Source organism: Bradyrhizobium sp. SPXBL-02, assembly GCF_051853065.1.
Classification (GTDB): Bacteria; Pseudomonadota; Alphaproteobacteria; order Rhizobiales; family Xanthobacteraceae; genus Bradyrhizobium.
Genome location: NZ_CP182474.1, coordinates 2,881,618 through 2,907,706, shown reverse-complemented (window position 1 = coordinate 2,907,706; position 26,089 = coordinate 2,881,618). Strand labels below are relative to the sequence as shown.

The 26,089-nt window shown below is 64.4% G+C and carries 24 protein-coding genes and 1 pseudogene; 7 read left to right on the top strand and 18 right to left on the bottom strand.

Annotated features, from left to right (window positions below):
* Window positions 1-78: 78 nt before the first annotated feature.
* Entirely contained in the window at window positions 79-1,185 is a 1,107-nt protein-coding gene (gene waaF / locus ACNJYD_RS13215) for a lipopolysaccharide heptosyltransferase II (protein ID WP_439366596.1), read from the top strand.
* A gap of 181 nt (window positions 1,186-1,366) precedes the next feature.
* On the opposite strand, the gene ACNJYD_RS13210 is transcribed toward waaF, so the two are convergent.
* On the bottom strand, window positions 1,367-2,404 hold the full coding sequence (locus tag ACNJYD_RS13210) for a glycosyltransferase family 4 protein (protein ID WP_439366595.1): 1,038 nt from the start codon (window positions 2,402-2,404) through the stop codon (window positions 1,367-1,369).
* Window positions 2,405-2,530: 126 nt separating this feature from the next.
* On the opposite strand from ACNJYD_RS13210, the gene galE reads away from it, so the two are divergent.
* The 3 genes from galE to ACNJYD_RS13195 all read left to right on the top strand — a co-directional run bounded on the left by galE (window position 2,531) and on the right by ACNJYD_RS13195 (window position 6,202).
* Complete coding sequence (gene galE / locus ACNJYD_RS13205) at window positions 2,531-3,544, top strand: UDP-glucose 4-epimerase GalE (RefSeq protein WP_172785305.1); 1,014 nt, start codon at window positions 2,531-2,533, stop codon at window positions 3,542-3,544.
* Window positions 3,545-3,662: 118 nt separating this feature from the next.
* On the top strand, window positions 3,663-5,465 hold the full coding sequence (locus tag ACNJYD_RS13200) for an ABC transporter ATP-binding protein (protein ID WP_439366594.1): 1,803 nt from the start codon (window positions 3,663-3,665) through the stop codon (window positions 5,463-5,465).
* Between the two features lie 35 nt (window positions 5,466-5,500).
* Window positions 5,501-6,202: a fumarylacetoacetate hydrolase family protein gene (locus ACNJYD_RS13195; protein WP_439366593.1), complete on the top strand. Its 702-nt coding sequence runs from the start codon at window positions 5,501-5,503 to the stop codon at window positions 6,200-6,202.
* Window positions 6,203-6,329: 127 nt separating this feature from the next.
* Here the strand turns inward: ACNJYD_RS13195 and ACNJYD_RS13190 are convergent, their stop codons facing one another.
* From ACNJYD_RS13190 to ACNJYD_RS13175, 4 genes are all read right to left on the bottom strand, one after another.
* Window positions 6,330-6,788, bottom strand: coding sequence for a YybH family protein (locus ACNJYD_RS13190; RefSeq protein WP_172785308.1), 459 nt, complete (start codon window positions 6,786-6,788; stop codon window positions 6,330-6,332).
* Window positions 6,789-6,801: 13 nt separating this feature from the next.
* The gene (locus ACNJYD_RS13185; RefSeq protein ID WP_172785309.1) at window positions 6,802-7,731 is read right to left on the bottom strand and encodes an aspartyl/asparaginyl beta-hydroxylase domain-containing protein; all 930 of its coding nucleotides are present in this window, start codon (window positions 7,729-7,731) and stop codon (window positions 6,802-6,804) included.
* A 141-nt stretch (window positions 7,732-7,872) separates the two neighbouring features.
* The gene (locus ACNJYD_RS13180) at window positions 7,873-8,028 is read right to left on the bottom strand and encodes a hypothetical protein (protein WP_007612486.1); all 156 of its coding nucleotides are present in this window, start codon (window positions 8,026-8,028) and stop codon (window positions 7,873-7,875) included.
* Between the two features lie 146 nt (window positions 8,029-8,174).
* Window positions 8,175-9,098, bottom strand: a complete 924-nt coding sequence (locus tag ACNJYD_RS13175) for a LysR family transcriptional regulator (protein ID WP_439366592.1) — start codon at window positions 9,096-9,098, stop codon at window positions 8,175-8,177.
* A gap of 213 nt (window positions 9,099-9,311) precedes the next feature.
* Between ACNJYD_RS13175 and ACNJYD_RS13170 the strand changes: the two genes are divergently transcribed.
* Both ACNJYD_RS13170 and ACNJYD_RS13165 read left to right on the top strand, forming a co-directional pair.
* A complete protein-coding gene (locus ACNJYD_RS13170) occupies window positions 9,312-10,022 on the top strand; it encodes an SDR family NAD(P)-dependent oxidoreductase (RefSeq protein WP_172785312.1) in 711 nt (236 codons plus the stop codon).
* Window positions 10,023-10,038: 16 nt separating this feature from the next.
* A complete protein-coding gene (locus ACNJYD_RS13165) occupies window positions 10,039-10,275 on the top strand; it encodes a tautomerase family protein (RefSeq protein WP_439366591.1) in 237 nt (78 codons plus the stop codon).
* A 72-nt stretch (window positions 10,276-10,347) separates the two neighbouring features.
* Here ACNJYD_RS13165 and ACNJYD_RS13160 read toward each other — a convergent pair whose 3' ends face one another.
* The 7 genes from ACNJYD_RS13160 to ACNJYD_RS13130 form a co-directional block, all read right to left on the bottom strand.
* Window positions 10,348-10,977, bottom strand: a complete 630-nt coding sequence (locus ACNJYD_RS13160) for a phasin family protein (protein WP_439366590.1) — start codon at window positions 10,975-10,977, stop codon at window positions 10,348-10,350.
* Window positions 10,946-11,608 carry a nucleotide-binding protein gene (locus ACNJYD_RS13155; RefSeq protein ID WP_439366589.1) on the bottom strand — a complete coding sequence of 221 codons (663 nt, stop codon included), beginning with the start codon at window positions 11,606-11,608 and terminating at the stop codon, window positions 10,946-10,948. Before ACNJYD_RS13155 ends, ACNJYD_RS13160 begins: the two co-directional genes overlap by 32 nt.
* Before the next feature lie 142 nt (window positions 11,609-11,750).
* Window positions 11,751-13,217 (bottom strand): flavin-containing monooxygenase, encoded by a 1,467-nt coding sequence (locus tag ACNJYD_RS13150; protein ID WP_439366588.1) that lies wholly within the window; start codon window positions 13,215-13,217, stop codon window positions 11,751-11,753.
* A gap of 48 nt (window positions 13,218-13,265) precedes the next feature.
* Entirely contained in the window at window positions 13,266-13,685 is a 420-nt protein-coding gene (locus ACNJYD_RS13145) for a nuclear transport factor 2 family protein (RefSeq protein WP_172785317.1), read from the bottom strand.
* Between the two features lie 168 nt (window positions 13,686-13,853).
* Window positions 13,854-15,275 (bottom strand): adenosylhomocysteinase, encoded by a 1,422-nt coding sequence (gene ahcY, locus ACNJYD_RS13140; protein ID WP_172785318.1) that lies wholly within the window; start codon window positions 15,273-15,275, stop codon window positions 13,854-13,856.
* A gap of 198 nt (window positions 15,276-15,473) precedes the next feature.
* Complete coding sequence (gene metK, locus ACNJYD_RS13135) at window positions 15,474-16,670, bottom strand: methionine adenosyltransferase (RefSeq protein ID WP_172785319.1); 1,197 nt, start codon at window positions 16,668-16,670, stop codon at window positions 15,474-15,476.
* A gap of 60 nt (window positions 16,671-16,730) precedes the next feature.
* Complete coding sequence (locus ACNJYD_RS13130; protein ID WP_057028724.1) at window positions 16,731-18,086, bottom strand: hypothetical protein; 1,356 nt, start codon at window positions 18,084-18,086, stop codon at window positions 16,731-16,733.
* Between the two features lie 164 nt (window positions 18,087-18,250).
* Between ACNJYD_RS13130 and ACNJYD_RS13125 the strand changes: the two are divergent.
* Window positions 18,251-19,969: pseudogene (locus tag ACNJYD_RS13125) on the top strand (caspase family protein).
* Between the two features lie 172 nt (window positions 19,970-20,141).
* Here the strand turns inward: ACNJYD_RS13125 and ACNJYD_RS13120 are convergent.
* The 6 genes from ACNJYD_RS13120 to ACNJYD_RS13095 all read right to left on the bottom strand — a co-directional run bounded on the left by ACNJYD_RS13120 (window position 20,142) and on the right by ACNJYD_RS13095 (window position 26,035).
* Window positions 20,142-21,260 (bottom strand): cobalamin-independent methionine synthase II family protein, encoded by a 1,119-nt coding sequence (locus ACNJYD_RS13120; RefSeq protein ID WP_439366587.1) that lies wholly within the window; start codon window positions 21,258-21,260, stop codon window positions 20,142-20,144.
* Window positions 21,261-21,279: 19 nt separating this feature from the next.
* A complete protein-coding gene (locus ACNJYD_RS13115) occupies window positions 21,280-21,996 on the bottom strand; it encodes an ABC transporter ATP-binding protein (RefSeq protein ID WP_439366586.1) in 717 nt (238 codons plus the stop codon).
* A complete protein-coding gene (locus ACNJYD_RS13110) occupies window positions 21,989-22,744 on the bottom strand; it encodes an ABC transporter ATP-binding protein (protein ID WP_212260197.1) in 756 nt (251 codons plus the stop codon). Before ACNJYD_RS13110 ends, ACNJYD_RS13115 begins: the two co-directional genes overlap by 8 nt.
* Complete coding sequence (locus ACNJYD_RS13105; RefSeq protein WP_439366585.1) at window positions 22,741-23,769, bottom strand: branched-chain amino acid ABC transporter permease; 1,029 nt, start codon at window positions 23,767-23,769, stop codon at window positions 22,741-22,743. Before ACNJYD_RS13105 ends, ACNJYD_RS13110 begins: the two co-directional genes overlap by 4 nt.
* Before the next feature lie 8 nt (window positions 23,770-23,777).
* Window positions 23,778-24,647: a branched-chain amino acid ABC transporter permease gene (locus ACNJYD_RS13100; RefSeq protein ID WP_028137574.1), complete on the bottom strand. Its 870-nt coding sequence runs from the start codon at window positions 24,645-24,647 to the stop codon at window positions 23,778-23,780.
* A 209-nt stretch (window positions 24,648-24,856) separates the two neighbouring features.
* Window positions 24,857-26,035, bottom strand: a complete 1,179-nt coding sequence (locus ACNJYD_RS13095; protein ID WP_212260194.1) for an ABC transporter substrate-binding protein — start codon at window positions 26,033-26,035, stop codon at window positions 24,857-24,859.
* Window positions 26,036-26,089: the final 54 nt, after the last annotated feature.

Genomic DNA, 26,089 nt, shown 5'->3' with positions numbered 1-26,089 from the left:
TCTTCTGCCGGCTTTACCTCCCGGCCCGGAGCGGCTAACCGAGCCGCCATATCGGCACGTCTTCGGTCCTAATAACCAATGAACATTGATTCGCAACTTGGTGGTGATGCAGACCGGAGCGACACGCGCCCGATCCTGATCGTTCCCTACATGTGGATCGGCGATTTCGTGCGGAATCACACCGTCGTGCGGGTCCTGAAGGAACGCTGGCCGAACCGGCCGGTCGATCTCCTCACCACGTCCCTGTGCGCCCCGCTGGTCGATTACATGCCCGGGGTGCGCGCCGGCATCGTCTGGGACATGCCGCGCGGCCGGCTGGCCGTCGCACGCCAGTTCGGCTTGGCAGGGCTGCTTCGGAAACGGAACTATGGCACTGCCCTGGTGCTGCCCCGGACCTGGAAGGCGGCGATCGCGCCGGCGCTGGCCGGTATTCCCGAACGGGTCGGCTTCGTCGGCGAGTTCCGGTTCGGCCTGCTGAACCGCTGGCGCTGGGGCGAGAAGAAGCTGCCCCGCTTCATCGACAAGAACGCCGCCCTCGCCCAGCCCGACGGCGCGCCCCTGCCGGCGGAATGGCCGGTGCCGCAACTGCGCGTTCCGGCCGAGGACATCGCCCGCTGGCGCGAAGCCAATGGCCTTGGCGCCGGCGCCGCGGTGGCGCTTGCCCCAGGCTCGGTCGGCGTTTCAAAGCGCTGGACCTATTATCCCGAAGCTGCCCGCCTGCTGGTCGAGCGCGGCCTCGAGGTCTGGGTGGTCGGCGGCCCCGCCGAAAAGGGGCTTGCCCAGGAGATCGTCGCCGCCGGCGGCCCGGGGACCACTGGCGGCCCTGGGACCGCTCGCGGCCCGGGGGTGCGCGATCTCACCGGGACCGATCTGCGCAACGGCGTCCTCGCCATGGCCGCCGCCGGCGTTGCCATCTCCAACGATTCCGGCCTGATGCACATCGCAGCCGCCCTCGGCACGCCGACCATGGGCATCTTCGGTCCCACCAGCCCCTACCTCTGGGCCCCGCTCAACGGCCTCGCCGCGACACTGGTGCAGGACAAGGAAGCGCTGTCCTGCCAGCCCTGCCAGAGCACGGTCTGCAAGGTGAACGACCACCGCTGCATGCGGAATATTGCAGCTAGCGAGGTGGTGGGAATTGCGCAGCGGGTGCTGAAGGAGGTGGGGGCGAGGGTGACCAGCTGAGCCGATCGGGGCTCGCGGCAATGATGACATCCTGCCACTGTTTTGCCCGACGAGTCAAAATGCGATTCGAAAAATCCGCAATAGATTGAGCCCTCTCGCCAAGCCATTGATTTTGCTGAACCCGCCTACTGTGCATGGGGTTGTTTTCGCGGTTTTTGTGTCGCGGTATCAGGAGCTGTGCTCAGAGCAGCGGCCGATAGATCGCGCCGATCCGCGCCGCTTCGGCATCGAGGCTGAAAAGTTCGAGCACCCTCGCCCGCCCACGCTCGCCCATCGCGGTCGCCGCGGCCACATCGCGCATCAGCGGCTCGAGCGCCGCAGCAAGCGCGTCGGCATCACCCGTCGGGATCAGCACGCCGCTCACGCCGTCCTCTACCACAAGCTCGGCCGCGCCGGCGCGTGCGGCGACCAAGGCGCTGCCCGCCGCCATCGCCTCGATCAGCGTCAGCCCAAAGCCTTCGTTGCGTGAGGTGAAGGCGTAGATCGTCAGCCGCTGATACCAGCGCTGCACCGCTTCGATCGGCAGCTCGCCGGTGATGACGATGCGCGATTGCAGGTCGGCTGCCTCGATGCGCTTCTTCAGCTCGTTGGCAAAGGGCGTCTGCTCGGCCGTGACCTGGCCGACGATGACAGCGATGAAATCGGGATAGCGCGGCAGCAAGCGGCACATCGCATCGACGAACACGTCGGTGCCCTTCTGCGCGCGCACGCGGCCGAAACAGCCGATGGCGTAGCGGCCCGGCAGCGCGGCTTCGGCGAAGGCGGCAGTGCGATCGGCCGGCGGCGCATAGACATCGGTGTCGACGCCGTGCGGAATCACCGTCGCCTTCACCTTCAGGAACGAGGCCGAGAGATCCGATGTTGCGATGATCGCGTCCATGCGCCGGATCAGCCAGCGCGTGATCCAGCTGTGATGCCGCTGCGCTGCCGAGGTGAACACGAGCTTGAGCGGCCAGCCGAGCGCGCGCAGCACGACGCCGGCGATCATCTCGTTGTTGCGGCGTGCGTGCCAGATCAGCGGTGCCTTGCGGCGCCAGAGCTGGAGGAAATCGGCAACGTCGAGGCGCGCGATCCCTTCCGGCGCGTCGGAGCCGAACCAGGCGGCGCGGTACAGCTTTGCCAGCCGCGGCGCCACCATCCGGTTGGTCGCGGTGACGCCGGAATAGCGCCTGTGCAGATTTGGCACGATCACTTCGAGATCGCCCTGGGAATTCGCCACGTCATGCTCCGTTTCGCAAAGTCCCTATACGCAACATTAAGCATAGTGACCAGTTCAGGCGCGCCGATACCCCCTCTTCACCACGCAAGCGCTAGCTTGGCGCGTTGATCGAAGACGGGTGAGATCATGACTGTGCTAGTCACCGGCGGCGCCGGCTATATCGGAAGTCACACGGTCCTGGCGCTGGCGGAAGCCGGCGAGGATGTCGTCGTGATCGACGATCTCTCCACTGGCTTCTCGGCCTATCTGCCCGAAGGCGTGCCGCTGTTCATTGGGGACGCCGGCGACGAGAACCTGCTCGAAGGCGTGATCGCCCAGCACGACATCGAGAGCATCATCCATTTCGCCGGCTCCGTGGTCGTGCCGGATTCGATGCGCGATCCGCTCGGCTATTACCGCAACAATTTCACGACCGCGCGCAACCTGCTCAACGTCGCGGTCAAGCGCGGCATCGGCCGCTTCATCTTCTCCTCGACCGCTGCCGTCTACGGCAATCCGGACCAGGTGCCCGTGTCCGAGCACGCGCCGACGCGGCCGCTGTCGCCCTACGGCTCGTCGAAGCTGATGACCGAGATCATGCTGCACGACGTCGCCGCCGCCTACGGCATGCAATACGTAACCCTGCGCTATTTCAACGTCGCCGGCGCCGATCCGCAGGCGCGCATTGGCCTTGCCACCGTCGGCGCCACGCATCTGCTCAAGATCGCGGTGGAAGCCGCCACCGGCCAGCGCGCCAAGATCGACGTGTTCGGCACCGACTATCCGACCCCCGACGGCAGCTGCATCCGCGACTTCATCCACGTCACGGACCTGTCACAGGCGCATCGCTCGGCGCTCGCCTATCTGCGCAATGGCGGCGCCTCGACCACGCTCAATTGCGGATATGGCCGCGGCTATTCGGTGCTGGAGACCATCGATGCGGTGCGCCGGGTTTCGGGCCGCAGCTTCGCCGTGCAATACGCCCCGCGCCGGCCCGGCGACATCATGACCATGGTCGCCGACACCAGCCGCATCCGCAGCCTGCTCGACTGGCGGCCGCAATACGACGACCTCGAGACCATCGCAGCCCATGCGCTGGCCTGGGAGGACAAGCTGTTCCGCGAGCGCCACGGCGAGCTCCGCCACGCCGCCTCGGCCTAGAATCATCCCAAGCGCAAGCCCTTAATTGGGCTTGAAAAACCCGGCTTGAGCGGGCACAGAGGCCCATCGATCCCTGACGCGCGGGCAGGCTTTGTCCTGCGCCGTCAATGGACACCGGATGGCGCAGTTTCCAAAGAAAATCACCGACGATCCCTATGCGGCCATGGCCCTCGTGCGCCGGCTGATCACGGAACAGGGCATCGTCTACTGGCGGCGCTACCTCGTCGCCTTCGCTCTGATGGCCCTCGCCGCCGGTGCGACCGCTGCTGCGACCTACGTCCTCGGCCAGGTCATCAATCAGGCCTATGTCGACAAGAACATCCCGGGCATCGCGATGTTCTCTGGGATCACGGTCGCGCTGCTGTTCATCAAGGGCGTGGCGACCTACGGCCACATGGTGATCCTGACCAAGATCAGCAACGCGATCCTCGCCACCAACCAGCGCCAACTGTTCGCCAAGCTGATGCGCGAAAACGTCGGCTTTTTCTCCGAGCGGCACTCGTCCGAGTTCCTGGCGCGGCTGACCGCCGGCGCCAAGTCGATCACGGACGTGCTCAACATGCTGGTCAACGCCATCGGGCGCGACCTCTTGATGCTGCTCGCCATGATCGGCGTGATGGTCTGGCAGGACCCGCTGATGTCGTTCATCGGCCTCGTCGCGGTGCCACCGGCGATGCTGGTGCTGCGCAAGCTGGTCAAGCGCATCAAGGGCCTCGCCTTCAACCAGTTCACCGGCACTGCCGACATCATGGAGACCATGCAGGAATCGCTGCAGGGCATCCGCACCGTCAAGGCGTTCACGCTCGAAGAGACCATGCAGAGGCGCATCGACGAGAACATCGCGGTCGTCGAGCGCAACGCCAACAAGATGGCCCGCGTCGCCAACCGCTCCAACCCGCTGATGGAGATGCTGGGCGGCTTCGCGGTCGCGGGCTGCCTGATGTACGGCGGCTACGCCGTGGTCGCGCTCAACGCCACGCCCGGCGCGTTCTTCTCGTTCATGACCGCGTTCCTGATGGCGACCGAGCCGGCCAAGCGGCTCGCCCGCCTCAACATCGATCTCAACAGCCAGCTGGTCGGCGCCCGCATGCTGCTCGAGGTCGTCGACAGCCCCGCGAGCGAGCAGTCCGACGATGACAAGCCGGCGCTGAAGCTGACAGATGCCCGCATCGAGCTGCGTGACGTCAGCTTCTCCTATCGCTCGGGCGAGACCGTGCTCAACCGCATGAGCTTCGTCGCCGAGCCCGGCAAGGTGACTGCGCTGGTCGGCCCCTCCGGCGGCGGCAAGTCGACCGTGCTGGGGCTGCTCCTGCGCTTCTACGAGGTGACGCAAGGCGACATCGTGATCGACGGCCAGTCGATCTCGTCGGTCTCACGCAAATCGCTGCGCGCCCAGACCGCCTATGTCGGCCAGGACGTCTATCTGTTCCGCGACACGATCCGCAACAACATCGCCTTCGGCAAGCCGGGCGCCAGCGAGAACGAGATCGTCGAGGCGGCGAAGGCAGCCTGCGCGCATGACTTCATCATGGGCTTCCCGCTCGGCTACGACACGCCGGTCGGCGAGCACGGCACCCAGCTCTCGGGCGGACAGCGCCAGCGCATTGCGGTCGCGCGCGCGCTGCTCAAGAACGCGCCGATCATCCTCTTGGACGAAGCCACCGCCGCGCTCGATTCCGAATCCGAGCGGCAGGTACAGGAGGCGATCGAGCATCTGTGCCAGAACCGCACCACCATCGTGATCGCGCACCGCCTGCACACCATCATGCACGCGGACAGCATTCTGGTGGTCGAAGGCGGCGAGATCGTCGAGCAGGGCCGGCATGATGAGCTGCTCCGCCGCGGCGGCCGTTACGCCTCGTTCTTCCGCCTGCAACATCACGACGCCGGCGCTCTGGCGCCGATCAGCGCAACCGCATAAAGTTCGTTCCACCTCAAGACCAGCGAGACCGCTCCATGAACGCCGCCTCCTACGTCATCCCGCTTCCGCCCCAGGCTTCGCTTCCCGTCGTCGGCGAAAGCGGCCGTTATCCGGTTCGCCGCATCTGGTGCGTCGGCCGCAACTATCTCGAGCACATCCGCGAGATGGGCAATGACGAGCGCGCCCCGCCGTTCTTCTTCGCCAAGCACGCCGACATGCTGGTGCCCGACGGCGCCACCATTCCCTATCCGCCGCTGACCAAGGATCTGCATCACGAGGTCGAGCTCATCGTCGCGATGAAGAGCGGTGGGCTGAACATTGCCGCCGACAAGGCGCTGGACCACGTCTACGGCTACGCCGTCGGCATCGACCTCACCCGCCGCGACCTCCAGATCGCCTCGCGCAAGAAGGAGCGCCCGTGGGAGATCGGCAAGTCGTTCGACCATTCGGCGCCCTGCTCCGCGCTGCAGCCGGCCTCGAAGATCGGCCATCCCGCCCAGGGCAAGATCTGGCTGACGGTCAACGGCAAGGAAGCGCAGAAGGGCGACCTCACCGAGCTGATCTGGAACGTGCCTGAGATCATCTGGCAGCTCTCCCAGCAGGTGAAGCTCGCCGCCGGCGACATCATCATGACCGGCACGCCCGCCGGCGTGTCGCAGCTGCAGCCCGGCAACAAGCTCGAATGCGGTGTCGACGGCGTCGGCACGCTGAAGGTGAGCATCGGCCAGCCGGAGTAGGGCCTCGATATTGTAGGGTGGATTAGCGAAAGCGTAATCCACCACTACAGACGCACGACAACAAAGAACGTCAATTGTTGCTCGCGCCTATTGGTGGATTACGCTTCGCTAATCCACCCTACGGGAGCTACCAGGCCTTCACCGGCCGATTGGCATGGCTTACCTGCGGTACACCGCGATTGAGCGACATGTGCGAATGCACGCACAGCCAGCCATCGCCATTTTTCGAAAACACCATCGTCGCGCGGCCGGGGCGCGCAAACGTGCTGCCATCGGGATGATAGCCCGTGCTCGTCCACGGCGCGATCACGGTTGCCATCATGCCGTCCGGTGATACCAGAACGGACGTCTGATCGAGGACGAAGCGGAAGTCGGTCGTCTTCGGCCAGACGTTGTCCCATTGCGTCTTGACCCATTGATCGAGGCCGGGGATGACGTCGTTATGGGTACCGAAGGCGAGCACGTCGGGATGGAAGAGCGGCCGCGCCGAGGCGTAGTCGACCTCGCGGACATAGCCCGCGAAGGTCTCCAGCCACTCGCAGAAGACCTGCGTGATCTCTGCGTTCGCGGTCGGCAAGCAACTCATCGCGACGCGCCGATCACCTGATCGCCGACATCACGATGAGGCCGAGGATCAGCGCCGTCAGCGAGTATTTCAGCGTGTAGTAGACGTTGCGGTTCCACTCCTTCACCTTGCGGCTGGCGAGGTGGATCTCGTAGAGCTTGCCGAACACCTTGTTGAGCACGCCGACATTCTCACCGTCGACGTTCTGGGTCGCCGACGCCTTGACGATGTGATGGCTGACCCAGCGGTTGATCGCGGTCATGAAGCCGTACTTCATCGGGCGCTCGACGTCGCAGAACAGGATGATGCGGTTGACGTCGGTCGCATTCTCGGCGCTGTGGATGAAGGTCTCGTCGAACATGAAGGCTTCGCCGTCGCGCCAGACGCATTCGACACCGTCGACGAGGATCCGGCACTTGTTCGAGTTCGGCGTGACCAGGCCGAGGTGATAGCGCAGCGAGCCCGCGAAGGGATCACGATGCGCCCCTAACTTGCCGCCTGGCGGCAGCATCGCGAACATGGCGCCATGCACGCTCGGGATCGATTTGAGCAGCTCCACCGTCTTCGGGCACAGCGTGTTGGCCGACGGCAGGAAGTCGTCGTACCATTTCAGGTAAAATCGCTTCCAGCCGCTCTTGAAGAACGAGTAGAAGCCCCAATCGTTGTTCTTCGCCGCCGCGCGGATGAAGCCTTCGTCGAACAGGCGCACGGCCTCGTCGCGGATGGTCTCCCAGTTATCGCTGAGGGGTTTGAGCTCCGGAAACTGATCGACCGAGATCACCGGCCTGTTCGGCACTGCCGAGCCGGCGTACATCAGCACGTTGTAGGGCGCGAGATAGGTCGAGTGGTCGCCGAGCTGGCGCGCGAAGCGCAGCCGCTGCTTGCCGCGGAAGTGAACGTAAATCGTCGAGGCGGCAAGCACGTACAAAATGACGAGCTGCGGCGCAAAAAGCTGTTTCAACATTTCCCCAATCCCAAGTGATCCAGCCGGGGTGTCGTGTAGCCCGACCGGGACTGAGCGGCAAGATATTCGCCGGTGGGTTGCAATCACGCCGGAGAGAGCAAGGGGACGGAACTTGGGTCAAACTGGCCGAAACGAGCCGAATCAGGCCCGCGACAGCGCCTGCAGGCCCTTGAAGGTCAGGCGCTTGGGGTCGGTGACGCCGGCGAGGTAGAGCCGGCGGATGAAGGCGATGACGGCGTCGCGGTCGCAATCGGTCAGCGCGACGACGGCGTCGACCGCTATTCTCTGGGCTTCCATTGGGCTCACCTCGGCCTTGCGAGTAACCCCGGCCGAGACAGGCTAGGACTCATCCGTTAAATCGGCGTTAACCGTTGTGGAAGCGTCGCCGATTCAGCCGCCCCGCCGTATACGCAAAACAACGCATTGCGCAGGCGTGAAGCGGCTCAGCGCGCCTTGATGCTCTGCTTCAGCAGCGCGAACTGCTTCTTCAGCCGGGGCACGGCGAAGTCGGTGAAGGCGCGCACCTTGGGCACCGAAAGCCGGCCCTGCGGACAGATCAGATGCGCAGGCATCTCCGGATCCTTGTCGCCGGCAAGCAGGATCTCGAGCTCGCCGCGCGCGACCTGCTCGGCCACCTGGTACGAATACATCCGCGCCACGCCGCGCCCGGCCACAGTGGAGGCCACTGCCGCATAGGTGCTGTTGACGACGAGCCGCGGGGTGAACTGCACGGTGCGCGGCGCCGACGAGCCCGCCTGCGGCGCAAAGGTCCAGGAATTCGGCAGGTGCGCCATCGCGACGATCTGGTGCTTGGCGAGATCACCCAGCTCAGTGATGCGCGGTTGCTGTTTCAGGTAACGGGGAGCGGCCACCACAACGCGACTGATCCCGCCGACCCGCATCGCCACCATCGCCGAGTCCGCCAGCGGACCGATGCGAAGCGCGATATCGACGCCTTCCTCGATCAGATTGACCGCACGGTCGAACAGCAGGAGTTTTGCCGACACGGTCGGATAGGCGTCGAGAAACGCGTCGAGGATCGGCCGCAGCACCATCTCTCCCGAGACCACCGGAGCGGTGATCGTGAGCAGACCACGCGGTGCCGTGCGCGGTCCGGCCGCGATGTCCTCGGCTTCCTCCAGCTCGGTGAGCACGCGGCGGCAGACCGCGACATAGCGCTCGCCCTCCTCGCTCAGCTTGATCGAGCGTGTCGTTCGGTGCAGCAGCTCGGCGCCGACCCGCTCTTCCAGAAAGGCGATGGCACGGCTGACGGCTGCCGGCGAGCGGCCGAGCTTACGGCCCGCGGCAGCGAGGCTCCCCTCGTCCACCGCAAGGACGAACACCTTCATCGCGTCCAGACGATCCATGCGCTCGCCGCAGCCCCCTGAGATTTCGGCTGAAAGCTAGGCGTTTGCGTCGGCTGCGACAACCTCCGCAAGGATCGGTCCGGCATTCGTTCGCGCTGCGAAAGAGTGTCTGCCGGGCAGCGGATATTCGCAAGTAAGCCGCCGCAGCGTACCTCAACGCCCAAGCCAGCCCGCCGCTGGCGCAGGTTTTCAAGCCAAAAACAGGAGTCCGTCATGGGTATCGAGCAGAAGGTCGCCATCATCACCGGTGCATCGCAGGGTATCGGCGCCGCCCTGGTTCAGGGCTTTCGCGATCGCAACTACCGCGTCGTCGCAACGGCGCGCTCCGTCAAACCGTCGAGCGACGAAGACGTCCTCGCCATTGCCGGCGACATCGCCGACCGAGCCACCGCCGAGCGTGTGGTCTCGCAGGCCGTCGCCCGCTTCGGCCGCGTCGACACGCTGGTCAATAATGCCGGCATCTTCGTCGCCAAGCCGTTCACGCAGTACACGGCCGAAGACTATGCGGCCGTGATGGGCACCAACGTCGCCGGCTTCTTCCACATCACCCAGCTCGCCATCGCCGAGATGGAGAAGCAAGGGTCCGGCCATGTCGTCCAGATCACGACCACACTGGTCGATCAGGCCAATTCGAACGTGCCCTCGGTGCTGGCCTCGCTGAGCAAGGGCGGGCTGAACGCCGCGACCAAGTCGCTCGCGATCGAATACGCCAGGCGTGGCATTCGCGTGAACGCGGTGTCGCCCGGGATCATCAAGTCGCCGATGCACGCCGTCGCGACGCATGCGCAGTACGGCGCGATGCATCCCGTGGGCCACATGGGCGAGATGTCCGACATCGTCGATGCCGTGCTCTATCTCGAGGGCGCTTCCTTCGTCACCGGCGAGATCCTGCATGTCGACGGCGGCCAGAGCGCCGGCCACTGAGAGGAGGAGAACGACAATGCCCATCGTCACCATTCAAGTGACCCGCGAGGGAACGACGCCGGGTTCGGCGTCGCTCACGGCGGAGGAGAAGGCCGCACTGATCAAGGGCTCGAGCGAGCTGCTGCGCCACGTGCTCGGCAAGCCGCTCGAGTCCACCTTCGTCGTGATCGAGGAAGTCGACACCGACAATTGGGGCTGGGGCGGCCTGCCCGTGCAGGAATTCCGGCGCCGCCGCACCACCCAGACAGGATGATCCGAGCGCCGTCCGCGCAAGAGGATGACATGACCAGTGCAGATACGAAGCGACACGTCGAGGCTCGCGGCATCACCTGGCACTGGGCTTTGTCATGCTTTGAGCAAGCGACCTCAGCAACTCGGTTTGCCTCAGGACCAACTCACATTGCTTTCGCGCATGCGTGCCCGACAGCTCAACCAACTCCGCCAGCGTTCTTGCACTGCCTAGCTCCCGCGCATACTCCAAGGTCGCGCCCGCATTGATCTTCATCAGTTCGAGCACGACGGTGCGACACTCGGCTGCCGTTCCAATCGCGTCGATGAGATCGCTTTCCGCGACGACGGTTCCATTGGCCTCTGAACTCACACTGGCCAGCCGTGACTTTGCGAGGTCGTTGGCGTAGTCGAGCGTAGCGCTCATGCCGTCCAAGGCGCGGGCTTGATACTCCTTGGCCATGTCCACGATGAGATCAGTGGTGGTCCTGCTCGGAGGTTCAGGTCTTGCAACGATGACGCTGGCCGCCTCTTGTACCGAAACAGTCATCGGAGCAGGCGCTTCTTGCGCGATCTGCGGCGCTTCCTGGGGGAAGACGGCGACTGGGCCCGGCGGCATGGCCAAGCCCTCGTCGACCGCACGGCTCACTTCCGCCGCCAGTTCCAGCAGCGAGCGACGCCCGGTGCGTCCAACGTCAGCAGGCAGCTTTGAGCGCGCCTTTCCCATAATCGTCCGACTCCTCGGCCAAGTGCGCCGCGATCCAACCCCACAAACATACAATTTCGCCCGAAGCTTTGCCCGCAGGCGCGAACTCCGTCACGCCCAACCCTGCTCCGAGCGCATCCTGGTGATCGTTACGCTGCGCAATAAACGGGAGCGCAAGCATGCCGAGCGAGCTTAGCGATGTGGCAGCTTCGCTCAGCCGGCACCCCCGCGTCGGCGTCTGATTGAGGATGAAGGCAAATCGGCGGTTGAGCCTGCGAATGGCGATCAGTGTAGGAATTGCGGCTTCGATATCGGCCGGGCTCGGGCGCGCCGGGATGAGACAGAGATCCGCGCAGGCGATGACGCGCAGCGCCAGACTGTTGGTCGTGGCAGCTGTGTCGATGATGGCAAGCCAGACGCCTTCGGCCTTCAGGCGCGTGATCAACGGATCGATCTCGGCAGGATCCGTAACGCGCTCGACGCGGGGATAGGGATGATCGCGGCGCTCTTTCCATTTCGAGATCGTACCTTGCGCGTCCGCCTCAATGAGAGCGACGCGCTCAGCGCGCTGCGTTGCTGCCACCGCCAGTCCAACGGACAGCGTACTCTTGCCGCTTCCGCCTTTTTGCGTGACCAGGGCAAGGACGTGCATGTCCCGCGCTCCCCTTAAGACGGCAACGACGCGGAACTCAGACGTTGTCGGAAATAAACTTCTTGCAGCGCAAAAACACTACCGCAAGTCGCGATTCGTCTCAAGCGAACGCGAGGCTATCGCGGTATCCTACTTAGCAAGTTCAGGAATACTGCATCACGCCGTCGTCGATCCGGCCGAAGCGCAAGGAGACGATGTCGAGCGCGTAGTTCTGGTGGAGGCGCCACGGCCGCTTCGAGCCCTGCTTCGGCATTTTGGCGATCGAGCGCTGCACGTAGCCTGAGGTGAAATCGAGCGAAGGCTGCGCGGTGATGGTGGAATCGTCATTGTGCGGCATGCACTGGCGGAAATTGTGCCGGTCCATGTAGTTGATGAGGCGGCAGACATATTCGCAGGTGAGGTCGCATTTCAGCGTCCAGGACGCGTTGGTGTAGCCGAAGGCGGAGGCCATGTTCGGCACATCGGCATACATCATGCCCTTGTAGGTCAGCGTGTTGGCAAAATCGACGGAGCGGCCGTCGACGCTGACCTCGAGGCCGCCGACGACCTGGAGCACAAGCCCGGTCGCCGTCACAATGATGTCGGCGGCGAGCTCGCGGCCGTCCTTCAGGCGGATGCCGTCATGCGTGAAGGTGTCGATCTCGCTGGTGACGACGCTGGCGCGCTGCTCGCGGATCGCCTTGAAGAGGTCGCCGTCGGGCACCAGGCACAGCCGCTGATCCCAGGGATTGTAGCGCGGCGTGAAATGGGTCGCGACGTCGTAGTCCGGGCCGAGCGCCATCTGCACGCCTTTGAGGATGAGGTCCTTCACCTTCGCCGGCCGGCGCCGGCTGAGCTGGAAGAAGAACATCCCCCACATCACGTTGCGCCAGCGGATCAGGTGATAGGCAAGCTGCGCCGGCAGATTGCGGCGCAGCTTGTTGGCCACGGGATCCTGCGCCGGCCGCGACACCACATAGGTCGGCGAACGCTGCAACATGGTGACCTGCGCCGCCTTCTTGGCGAGCTCCGGCACCAGCGTCACCGCTGTCGCGCCGGAGCCGATCACGACGACACACTTGCCCGCGTAGTCGATGTCCTCGGTCCATTTCTGCGGATGCACGATGCGGCCGGCGAAATCAGCGGCACCCTTGAACTCCGGCGTGTAGCCCGCCTCGTATTTGTAATAGCCCGAGCACAGAAACAAGAAATTGCAGGTGAAGCACACCAGCTCGGCCGCGCCCTCGCCCGTGATGCGCTCGGCCTCGACTGTCCACCGCGCATCCGGCGTCGACCACGCCGCACGCTTGACACGGTGGTGGAAGCGGATGTGCTTGTCGATGCCGTTCTCGCTGGCAGTCTCGCGCACATAGTTCAGGATCTGGGGCCCGTCGGCGATCGCCTTCGGATCGGTCCACGGCTTGAACGAATAGCCGAGCGTGAACATGTCGCTGTCGGAGCGGATGCCGGGATAGCGAAACAGGTCCCAGGTGCCGCCGATGCAGTCGCGTCCCTCGAGGATGACGTAGCTCTTGCCTGGACACTTGGTCTGCAGATGATAGCCGGCACCGATACCGGACAGGCCGGCACCGACGATCAGCACGTCGAAATGTTGTTTGGTTTCGGCCATGGCGTTTCTCCTGTCACAGGATGGCAGCGCCGCGCCAAATTGCAACCGTCAGGTCGCTGCAGCGACCACACACGCCGTATCGAAATACTCGTAGAACTCAACGGCTTTACCGTCCTTGAACCGCCAGTAATCGATCTTCGGCGTCTCGGCGGTCTTGCCCGTCTTCTTGTTGGTCCAGGCCGTCGAGCCGCGTGCGACGACTGCGTCTCCTTGCGCGATATACTCGTCGATCGTGTAGTGCTGCATGGTCCATTCGGAAAGCAGCCGGTCGAAGTATTCGCGCAATTCCTTGCTGTCGCGATACTGCTTGGCGAAATCGAGCGGCGCGACACCCCGCGGCACCGATGCAAAATTGACGTTCGGGGCGACGACGGCGTCAAACCAGTGATCGACGCTGCCCCCACGACTTTCATGCCAGAGCCGATACGCCTCTTTCAGGATGTGGACATTCGCGGCTTCATTGGACATCGCATTCCTCCATAATGCTTTCGGTATCTGACAATACGCGTACGGAAATGGCCGCCCGCTGCAAAAGTGGCAGGCTTGTTTTGGCTCTACCTGAAGGGTATCAGACAGCCGGATAATAAAAAAGGCCCCGGATTGCTCCGGGGCCTTTTATCGCAAATGCGTGCGATCTCAGTACCGGTAATGGTCCGACTTGTACGGACCTTCCTGCTTCACGCCGATATAGTCGGCCTGGTCCTTGCGCAGCTCGGTGAGCTTGACGCCGATCTTGGAGAGGTGCAGGCGGGCGACCTTCTCGTCGAGGGTCTTGGGCAGCACGTAGACCTTCTTCTCGTACTTGCCGTCCTTGTTGTTGGCGAACAGCTCGATCTGCGCCAGCGTCTGGTTGGTGAACGACGCCGACATCACGAAGGACGGATGGCCCATCGCGTTGCCGAGGTTCACGAGGCGGCCTTCCGACAGCAGGATGATGCGGTGCTTGTCGGGGAATTCGATCTCGTCGACCTGCGGCTTGATGTTGGTCCACTTCAGATTGCGCAGAGACGCGATCTGGATCTCGTTGTCGAAGTGGCCGATGTTGCAGACGATGGCGCGATCCTTCATCGCGCGCATGTGCTCGATGGTGATGATGTCCTTGTTGCCGGTGGCGGTGACGAAGATGTCGGCGCGCGGCGCGGCGTCTTCCATGGTCACGACTTCGTAGCCTTCCATCGCGGCCTGCAGCGCGCAGATCGGATCGACTTCCGACACCATGACGCGGCAGCCGGCCTGGCGCAGCGAGGCGGCCGAGCCCTTGCCGACGTCGCCGAAGCCGGCGACCATCGCGACCTTGCCCGACAGCATCACGTCGGTGCCGCGGCGGATGCCGTCGACCAGCGATTCACGGCAGCCATAGAGGTTGTCGAACTTCGACTTGGTGACGCTGTCGTTGACGTTGATGGCCGGCCACAGCAGCGTGCCCGCCTTCTGCATGTCGTAGAGGCGATGCACGCCCGTCGTGGTCTCCTCGGACACGCCCTTGATGCTGTTGGCGATCCCGGCGAAGTAGCCCTTCGGCTTTTCCTTGAGCTGCTTCTTCAGAAGCGCGAAGAAGACTTCCTCTTCCTCGGAGCCGGGCTTGTCGAGGAAGGCGGTGTCGCCGTTCTCGGCGCGCAGACCGAGATGGACATACATGGTGGCGTCGCCGCCGTCGTCGAGGATCATGTTCGGATGACCGCCGCCGTGCCAGTCGAACAGCTTTGCGGTGTAGTCCCAGTAATCCTTCAGCGTCTCACCCTTGACGGCGAAGACGGGAATGCCGGCGGCGGCGATCGCAGCGGCAGCATGATCCTGCGTCGAATAGATGTTGCAGGAGACCCAGCGGATGTCGGCGCCGAGCGCGGCGAGCGTCTCGATCAGCACGCCGGTCTGGATCGTCATGTGCAGCGAGCCGGCGATGCGCGCGCCCTTCAGCGGCTGCTTCGGGCCGTACTCCTCGCGGGTGGCCATCAGGCCGGGCATCTCGGTCTCGGCCAGCGAGAGCTCCTTGCGGCCGAACTCGGCGAGCGAAATGTCCTTGACGATGTAATCGGTGAAGCCGGGCTTCGCGTTCATGTCTGTTTCCTAATCAGTGAGGGCTGGCGTGTCAGTACCAAAGCAAGCTGAACGCTATGTGGCACCATTCTCCCTCCCCCGTTCTTACGGGGAGAGGGCTGGGGTGAGGGGCTCTATCCAAGCACCGAGCTTGCGGAGAGTCCCCTCACCCGCCGCTTCGCGGCGACCTCTCCCCGCAAGCGGGGCGAGGTAAGGGCGCTAGAGCGCGCGCTTGAGCTGCTCGACGAGGTCGGTCTTCTCCCAGGAGAAGCCGCCCTCGTTATCGGGCGTGCGGCCGAAATGGCCGTAGGCCGAGGTGCGCGCGTAGATCGGCCGGTTGAGATCGAGATGGGTCCGGATGCCGCGCGGGGTGAGGTCCATCGCCTTGGCAGCGGCCTTCTCGAGTTGGTCTTCCGAAACCTTACCGGTGCCGTGGGTGTCGATGTAGATCGACAGCGGACGCGCCACGCCGATGGCGTAGGCAAGCTGCAGGGTGCAGCGGTCGGCAAGACCGGCGGCAACGATGTTCTTGGCGACGTAGCGCGCGGCATAGGCCGCCGAGCGGTCGACCTTGGTCGGATCCTTGCCGGAGAACGCGCCGCCGCCATGCGGGGCCGCGCCGCCATAGGTGTCGACGATGATCTTGCGGCCGGTCAGGCCGGAATCGCCGTCGGGACCGCCGATGTAGAACTTGCCGGTCGGGTTGATGTGCCAGATCGTCTTCGGGGTGATCCAGTCCTTCGGCAGCGCCTCGCGCACATAGGGCTCGACGATCTCGCGGACCTGGTTCGAGGTGAGGTCCGGGACCAGATGCTGGTGCGAGACCACGATCTCGCGCACGCCGACCGGCTTGCCGTTCTCGTACTGCACGGTGACCTGGCTCTTGGAGTCCGGACCCAGCACCTTCTCCTTGCCGGAGTGACGGGCTTCGGAGATCAGGCGCAGGATCTTGTGGGCGTAGAAGATCGGCGCCGGCATCAGATCGGGCGTCTCGTTGGTGGCGTAGCCGAACATGATGCCCTGGTCGCCCGCGCCTTCTTCCTTGACCTCGCCCGGCTGCAGCGCGTCGACGCCCTGGGCAATGTCGGCCGACTGCGGATGCAGGAGGATCTCGATGTCGCAGGTCTTCCAGTGGAAGCCTTCCTGCTCGTAGCCGATGTCTTTGATCGCGCCGCGCACGACGCTCTCGATCTGCTCGTTGGTCACCGACTTCGGGCCGCGGGTCTCACCGGCGATCACCACCTTGTTGGTGGTCGCGAGCGTCTCGCAGGCGGCGCGGATCTGCCAGGGGTCGATGCCCGCCTTCGGCCCTTCACGGTAGAACAGGTCGACGATCTCATCGGAGATCCGGTCACAGACCTTGTCCGGATGGCCCTCGGACACGGACTCGCTGGTGAAGAGATAGGACGCGCGCATCAGTAACCCCTTGTTCCGCCGCTAGCCGGCGGGCGTTTGCGATGTTTACTTTTGGTGATGTCAATCACGCCGACGCGAGATGACGTAGGATTCGTCGAGAAACCAGAGCCCATTGTACTTTCGCAGCACGTCCCTGGCGGCATCCAGAGTGCGGCCGTTTTGAGTCATTTCTGTCAATCGGTCGTCCTCAATCTGAGCGACATACACCGCCGCATTCCACGCTGCAAAGGCCGTCGAGGTCCCGATGGTGCCGGTGACCTCGTTGGGCAGCGCTTCCATATCATACCTGAAGATCGAACGGTTATCCGCGTATGCATTAAAATTTAAGTCGCGGCCCACCGATCCAAGTTCATACTTAACTGCACGCAGTAGCTCATGACGGCTGACCGAGAAAGGATTTTCTCCAGGCCAGATCGCCTGGATCATTTCCATGCCCGGATCCTGCCCATGGGAGTGGATTCCGATCAGCCTGCCGCCCGGCCGAAGCGCCCGTGCCAGCGGTGCAATGATCCGCTTGGCCCGGAAATTGACCGATGACAGGGCCCGGTAGGGCTGGGATGCGATGACGAGGTCGAAATTGGCCTCAGTCTGGCCCGGCCGCGGAATGGTCGAATCGAGCAGGAACCTGTGGTCCTCGCGATAGAGCACGAGGACGACCGGCCGCTCGTAGAGCGGCATGGCCGTGCGTGGGCTGATTGCAGCGCGCCAGTTCTGCTCCAGAAAAGGCCTCAGCTCCGCGATCTGCTGCTCGAACTCGCCCGACGAAGCGCCGCGGAGCGGCACCTCGTGCCAGACGGTGGCCGCCGCTGCAGCAGGCGAAGCCGGCGTCAGCCAAGGCGCCTCCGCGTAGAACATGTTGGTGAACACGAACACCGACGCCGGATGCTCGAAAATACGGTCCGGCACCTTCTCCAGCGTCAGGCGCAAATCCTCCAGGCTGAGCTCCTTGCCCGCGACGTAGAACGGCATGTGCGGAAAGCGCTGGTGCGTGGCGCGCAGCACCCGCGCCAGCACCGTGCCGTCGCCGACGCCGGCGTCGAACAGGCGCAGCGCCGGCGGGCGCGGATGGATCGAGGCAAGCTCCAGCGCGACGCGGTCCGCGATCACCCGCTTTTCGCTGCAGGTGTGGACGAACAGCAGGTATTTCTGGCGGTTCTCGAAGAAGCGGAAATTGCCGCGCGGATCGCGCTTCTCGGGGGGCACCTGAAGTCCCCGCGGCGGCGGCACGCCGCCGGCCATCGATGCGGCCATATAGGCCTGGATCCGCTCCAGCGTGTCGATGGTGATGCGCTTTCCCTCGCGCAGGCGATGCACCAGCTTCCCATCGTTCACCGCGCGCCGGCCGAACGTCGATTCCGCCATGTCCGCCTTGCGGCAGAAGTCGGTGATCTGGCTCAGGATTTCGTCGTTCTTCATGAGTGGGAGGTCAGTGGGCAGGAAGGTTGGGACCAATCTCTTAGCAAATTCTGCCCACTCAGGGAATAGCGGATGCGAGAGCCCGATGCTCACCGGGTGCGGTGAACCCCTGCACTTCGCCGGGCAACAAACAAGCGCTTCTCCTCTCGCATGAGACCACCACCATGCGCCGCCTCCTCGTCACGCTCAGCCTGCTCATCCTCGCGCAATGGTCCGTGCCGGCGGTGGCCCAGCCGCGCAACCAGCTCGGCCCGCTCTGCACCACCGAGACCACGCCGGCGGACAAGATGGTTGACGCCTGCACCAAGATCATCGCGCTGAAGGTCTTCAAGGGCGAGCAACTCGCCACCGTCCATTTCTGGCGCGCGGTGGGCTGAAACAAGAAGGGCGATTACGCCAAGGTCATCGCCGATGCGACGGAAGCGATCCGACTGAAGCCGAGCCAGGCGGCCTACAATCTGCGGGGATCGGCCTATTACGACAAAGGCGAGTACGAGATCGCGATCAGCGATTTCGACGATGCGCTGAAGCTCGGCCCGCCCAGCGGCACCATCTTCCACAATCGGGGCAACGCCTGGCGCGGCAAGCACGATTATGCCAAGGCGATCGCCGACTACGACATGGCGATCAAGGCCGATCCGAAATCGGCGTTCTCGTTCCAGAACCGCGGCATCTCCAAGGAAGCGCTCGGAGATCTCGACGGCGCGCTCGCCGACATCAACCAGGCGATCCGGCTCGATCCCTCGCTACCGCAGCCACTGATCAACCGCACCGCGATCTGGCGCGCCAAGGGCGATCTCGATCGCGCCATCGCCGACGGCAGCGAGGCGATCCGGCTCGCCAAGGAGAAGCCTCCGGTCAACATCATGACGCCGCCCAACAGCGTGCTGATCTCCGGCTACATCCATCGCGCGCTGGCCTATGAAGCCAAGGGCGATTACGCCCGTGCCGGCGAGGACTACAAGGCGACGCTGGCGATCGTGGCATCCGACGCCGGCAGCAAGGCCAACCAGGCCACCGCGAAGGTGCGCCTGTCGCTGCTGACGGAGCCGGCCGCGCCGATCCCGCGCGATGCGCCGTCCCCGACGACGCAGCCGTCGCCGTCCCCTGCTCCGCAGCAGACCGGCGCGGCACCGACACCATCGCCGGCCCCGGCCGGCCGCGGCACGCGCATGGCGCTGGTGATCGGCAACGGCGCCTATACCCACGTCAAGGCGCTGCCCAATCCACCCAACGATGCGCGGGCGGTCGCCAAGAGCCTGCGTGACATCGGCTTCAGCGTGTCGGAGGGCGTTGATCTCGATCGCGCCGCGATGCAGAAGATGACGCGCGACTTTCTTCGCGCGGCTGCCCGGGCGCAGGTGGCATTGGTCTATTATGCCGGCCATGGCGTGCAGGTCGACGGTCGCAACTATCTCATTCCGGTCGACGTCGCGCTCAAGCCGGGCGCCAGCCTGACGGAGGCGATGATCGACATGGACGCGATCATGGCCGGCCTCGACGACCAGGTCCGCACCAACATCCTGATCTTCGATGCCTGCCGCAACAACCCGATGGCGCAGCAGGTCGCATCTGCCAGAAACAATCGCGGCATCGAGGGCGCCTCGGGCCTCGCCGCGCCGACGAGTCTCGGCACCGGCGCGACATTGGGGGCCGGCACGCTGATCGCATTCGCCACCGCGCCGGGCCAGGTGGCGCTCGACGGCGAAGGCGCCAACTCCCCGTTCTCCGCCGCCCTGTCGCGCCATATCGGCACGCCCGGGCTGGAGGTGCAGCAGATGCTCACGCGGGTGCGGGCCGAGGTGGTCTCGACCACGAAGAACAAGCAGGTGCCGTGGTCGAATTCGTCGCTGCTGGGTGAGGTCTATCTGGCGGAGAAGTGAGGGCGAGAATGCGACTGGTTTTGAACGCCGCGCTGTTCGCCTAACACTCAGGTGTCATCGCCCGGCTTGACCGGGCGATCCAGTACTCCGAGACAAGTGTGGGTTAGATCGATGGGCCGCGGCGTACTGGATTCCCCGCTTTCGCGGGGAATGACAGTGAGCAAGCGGAGACTTACTGTCCCCACACTTCCTTCGCGATCTCGACCGCAAGGCTGAGCTTGGCCCACTGCTCCTCCTCGGAGAGGATGTTGCCCTCTTCCGTCGAGGCAAAGCCGCATTGCGGCGACAGCGCGAGCTGCTCCAGCGGGGCAAACTTGGCGGCTTCTTCCAGACGGCGCTTGATGTCGTCCTTCTTCTCGAGCTCGCCGAACTTCGAGGTGATGACGCCGACCACGACGACCTTGTTGCCCTTGGGCAGGAAGCGCAGCGGCTCGAAGCCGCCGGCGCGATCGCTGTCGTATTCCAGGAAGTAGCCGTCGTAATTGGTGCCGGCGAGCATGGTCTCGGCAACAGGCTCGTAGCCGCCCGAAGAAATCCAGGTCGAGCGGAAATTGCCGCGGCAAACATGCGTGGTCACAACCATGTCGGCCGGCTTCTCCGCCAGCGCATAGTTGATGATGCGGGCATAGATCTGCTGCAGGCCATCCGGGTTATCGCCGCGCTCGCGCGCCTTCTGCAATTCGTCCTGCGAGCAGAGATAGGCCCAGACGGTATCGTCGAACTGGAGATAGCGGCAGCCGGCGTCGTAGAACGCCTTGACGGCCTTGCGGTAGGTCTTGCCGAGATCTTCGTAGAAAGCGTCGAGATCGGGATAGACGTCCTTGGAGATCGACTTGCGCCCGCCGCGGAAGTGGAGCACCGCCGGCGAAGGGATCGTCATCTTGGCGGTGACGTGGGCCTGGTCGGCGACCTTCTTCAGGAAGCGGAAGTGGTCCAGCATCGGGTGACTATCGGGAAAGTCGAGCTTGCCGATAACGCGGACCGCATCGTGACGGGTCTGCACACCCGTGAACTGGATGCCGGTGTCGGGATGAAACAACTCGCAGCCGGTGAGCTTGGCCAGGAAATCGAAATGCCACCAGGAGCGGCGGAATTCGCCGTCGGTCGCGAGCTTCAGCCCAATCGAGGCCTGCTTGTGCACGACCTTCTCGATCTCCATGTCCTCGACCTTGCGCAGATCGTCGGCCGAGATCTCGCCCTTCTCCAGCCGGCTACGGGCTTCCTTGATCTTGGGCGGACGCAGAAGGCTGCCAACCTCGTCGGCGCGGAAGGGGGCTTTGGTTCGCTGCATGTGTCACTCCCTGGACATCTTAGTGGGCCCTCGCCCCGGCGACGCCGAGATGGCGTTCCAAGACAGAGGGGTCGGTCTTCAGCGCGGCGCTCGGAGCGTCGTGGACGATCGTTCCGCGCTCCAATATCACAACGCGGTCGGCGAGCCCCAGAATCTTTTGGGCGTTCTGCTCGACGATGATCGAGCAAATACCTCCGGACCGGGTGATGGTCCCGATCGCCTTCAAGAGTTCCTCGACGATGATCGGCGCAAGGCCCTCGGTCGGCTCGTCCAGCAGCAGGACTTTCGGATTGAGGGTGAGTGCGCGGCCGATCGCCAACATCTGCTGCTCGCCGCCGGAGAGCTGGTTGCCGAAATTGCTCCGCCGCTCCTTCAGCCGCGGAAACATCTCGTAGACTTTCTCGACCGTCCAGGGGCCGGGCTGCGCCACCGAGGTCATGTTCTCTTCCACCGTCAGCGAGCGGAAGATGTTGCGCTCCTGCGGCACCCAGCCGATGCCGGCGCGCGCCCGCTGGTCGGGCCGCATCGCCGTGACGTCGGTGCCGGCAAGTGCAATCGAGCCGGCGAAGCGGCGCGTGACGCCGACGATCGAGTTGATCAGCGTGGTCTTGCCGGTGCCGTTGCGCCCGAGCAGCGCCAGCACCTGTCCTTCGGCGAGGCGGAGCGTCATCTTCGGCAGCACCACCGCCTCGCCGTAGCCGGCACGAAGTGAATCGATCGCGAGCAGGTCAGACATTGACCGCCTCCTCGCCGAGATAGACGGCCTTCACTTGCGGATCGCGCGCGACTTGCTCGGGCGGGCCTTCGGTCAGCAGCGCGCCCGAGACCAGCACCGAGATGCGATCGGCAAACGAGAACACGAGGTCCATGTCGTGCTCGATCAGGAGCACAGTGACGTCCCGCGGCAGGCTGCCGACGACGGCGAGAATATCGTGGCGCTCGCTCTCGGGCACGCCGGCGGCGGGCTCGTCGAGCAGCAGCACGCGCGGCTTGGCCGCAATGGCGACCGCGATCTCGAGCAGCCGCTGCTTGCCGTAGGGCAGCGTCACGGTCTCTTCGTTCATGACGTCGAGCAGGTGGAAGCGGGAGAGCAGATCGGCGATCTCGCCATTGACGTCGCTGCGCGTGCCCATGCGCCGCCACCAGTCGCCGCCATGGCCGAGACGCTCGGACACCGCGAGCCCGATGGTCTCGAGCGGGGTCAGGTCCGGGTAGAGCTGGTTGATCTGGAAGGTGCGTGACAAACCGCGCAGCACGCGCTTGTGCACGGGCAGATCGGTGATGTCCTGGCCTTCGAGCAGGATGCGGCCCGAGTTCGGCTTCAGCACGCCGGTGAGCTGGTTGATGACCGTGGTCTTGCCGGCACCGTTGGGGCCGATCAACGCGTGGCGGGCGCCCTGCTCGACCTTCAGCGACAGATCGCGGGTGACGCGCAGGCCGCCGAACTGCTTTTCGAGATTCTGGGTTTCCAGCGCGATGGTCATGAATCGCTCTCCGGCACGGCGACGATCGCCTTGCGGCCCGCAATCTGCCTGATGATCAGGTTCGGCACATACAGCACCCAGCGATGCAGGCGCTGGCGGCCGACCAGCACGATCACGACCAGCACGAGGCCGATCCAGAACTGCCAGTATTGCGGCGTGATGGTCGAGAACAATTCCTGGAGCATGCGGAAGATCACCGCGCCGATCAACCCGCCATAGAGATAGCCGGTGCCTCCGATGACCAGCACCAGCATCAGGTCCGCCGAGCGTTCGAAGGCGAACACGTCGAGCGAGGCGATCGCGGTCGTCTGGGTGAACAGCGCCCCCGCAATGCCGGCATAGAACGCGGCGAGCGTATAGATCGCGATCAGGCGACGGTTGACGGGAATGCCAATGGCGGAGGCCCGCAGGGGATTGTTCTTGATGGCGCGCAGCGACAGGCCGAACGGGGAATGCACGACGCGGCGGGCGAACAGGAACAGCACGAACAACACGGCTAGCGAATAGAAGAAGCCGGCCTTGCCGAACATGTCGAACGGGATCTCGCCGAAGATCGGCTGCATCTCGATGCCCTGCAGGCCGTCGGTCCCGCCGGTGATGTTGGAGAAGCGTTCGGCGAGCGCTTCCAGCAGCAGCGCGATGCCGAGCGTCACCATCAGGCGCGTCAGGTCGACGCCGCGGATCACCAGAAAGCTGGTGGCGAAGCCGAGCACCATGGCGGCAAGGCCGGCGACGATCAGCGCCAGCACGGGCTCCTTGACGATGCCGTGAAGCGCCAGCAGCCCCGCGGCATAGGCGCCGACGCCGAAGAAGGCGGCATGGCCGAGCGAGACGATGCCGGCATAGCCGAGGATGAGATCGAGCGACATCGCGAACAGCGCGAGGCGCAGAATGTCGGTCATGATCAGATAGCGCGACGGAAATGCGAAACCGCAGGCCAGCACGATCAGCCAGAAGGCGATCTCGCCGTAGTGCCAGCGCGCCTGGCGCTGCGCATGATAGCCGACCTCGGAAGCAGCGCTCATCGGTGAACTCAACGCGCGGCCGTGCGGCCGAACAGGCCGTTCGGTCGCCAGATCAGGATCACGATCATCATGGTGTAGATCACGAAGGGGCCCATCTTCGGCACGTAATATTTGCCGGCGACGTCCCCGATGCCGAGCAGCAGCGAGGCGAGGAACGGGCCTGTTATCGAGGACGAGCCGCCGACGGTGACCACGATCAGGAAGTAGATCATGAACTTCAGCGGGAAATACGGATCGAGGCCGAGGATCTCGGCGCTGAGGGCGCCGCCGAGGCCGGCGAGCCCGCAACCGAAGGCAAAGGTGAAGGCGAACACTTGCGGGACATTGATGCCGAGACCGCTCGCGGCGCGGGGATCATCGACCGCCGCGCGCAGGCGGCTGCCGAAGCGCGTCTTCGCCAGCACCATTTGAAGCGCGATGGTCAGCAGGCCGCAGATCACGATGATCATGAGCCGGTAGCGACCGATGCCGACGCCGAACAGGTCGAACTGGCCCTGCAGCGCAGCGGGCAGATTGATGAAGACCCGCGAGGAGCCCTGGATGTAATCGACGGCCGCCACCGACATGAAGGTCAGGCCGATCGTGAACAGCACCTGGTCGAGATGGCTGCGGGTGTAGAGATGACGGTACAGCGTCCGTTCGAGCGCGATGCCGATTGCAGCCGAGGAGACGAAAGCGAGCGGCAAGGCGGCGAAGAACGGCCAGCCCATCCGGTTGACCAGCACCATGCAGATATAGCCCCCGGCCATCGCGAAGGCGCCGTGGGCGAGATTGACGAAGTTCATCAGGCCGAGCGTGACCGCGAGCCCGCAGGCGAGCACGAACAGCAGCATGCCGTAGGCGACGCCATCGAACAGGTTGGTGAGGATTGCGGTCATCAGCAGTCGAGGGTCATCTCAAATTGGCCAAGGGCCGTGCTGCACTCCCTCTCCCGCTTGCGGGAGAGGGTTGGGGAGAGGGTGCTTCAACACGAAGACTCCCCCAGAGGAGAGAGCCCTCACCCGGCGTTTTGCGCCGACCTCTCCCGCAAGCGGGAGAGGTAAGGCGAGCATGCCGAGAGAGCCCCGGGATGACGCGCTATCGCGCGTCACTTCTTGGTCTTGCCGAGATCCTTGACGGCCTCGAAGGTCGCGAACTCGACGTTGTAGAGTTCGCCATCCACCTTCTCGACCTTGCGGATGTAGATGTTCTGAACGATGTCGCGGGTCTCGGGGTCGATCGAGATCGGACCGCGCGGGCTCTCCCACTTCTGGCCCTTCATCGCCTCGATCAGCTTGTCGCCGTTGGTGTCGCCACCGGTCTTCTTCAGCGCCTCGTAGATCAGGTGGATGCCGTCGTAGCCGCTCACCGCCATGAAGCCGGGACGGTTGCCGAAGGCCTTCTTGTAGGCCGCGACGAAGTCCTTGTTCATCGCGGACGGATGCGCCGCAGAGTAGAGATGCGCGGTGACCGTGCCGAGCACGGCGTCGCCCATATTGTTGAGCAAATCGTCGTCGGTGACGTCGCCGGGCCCAATCACCTTGATGCCGGCCTTGTCGAGGCCGCGCTCGGCATATTGCTTCATGAAGTTGCCGCCCTGGCCCGCCGGCACGAACACGAAGATGGCGTCGGGCTTGGCATCCTTCATGCGCTGCAGGAACGGGGCGAAGTCGGGGTTCTGCAGGGGGACCTTGACCTCTTCGACCACCTCGCCGCCGCCGGCGGTGAAGTTTTGCTTGAAGAAGTTCAGCGCGTCATTGCCCGGCGCGTAGTCCGAAGTCAGCGTCGCGACCTTCTTGATGCCGTTCTTCACCGCCCAGTCGCCGATGATGGTCGAGGACTGCGCCAGCGTGAAGCTGGTGCGCACGATATAGGGCGAACGCTCGGTGATGATGGAGGTGCCCGCAGCCATCACGACTTCCGGGATCTTGGCCTGCGTTGCGAGCGGCGCTGCGGCGAGCGCGGCCGGAGTCACGCCGAAGCCGGCGATGAAATTGACCTTGTCGTTGACGATCAGCTCCTGCGCGGCGGTCTTGGTCTTGTCCGGGATCGCAGCGTCGTCCTTCAGGATGATCTCGACCTTCTTGCCGGCGACGGTGTCGCCCTTCTGCTGCATGTAGAGCTTGATCGCGTTCTCGATCTGCTTGCCGGTCGAGGCCTGACCGCCGGTCATCGGCAGGATCAGCCCGATCTTGACCGCGTCTTCCGCCTTGGCGGGCGCGACGGCCGCAAGTCCCGCGATGGCAACGACCGCTGCGGTGCGTGAAAAAATCCTGCGTTCGAACATCAAATGTCCCTCCCCTTCATTCCTCACCTCTTGTGCGCCGGACCGAGTGCCCGG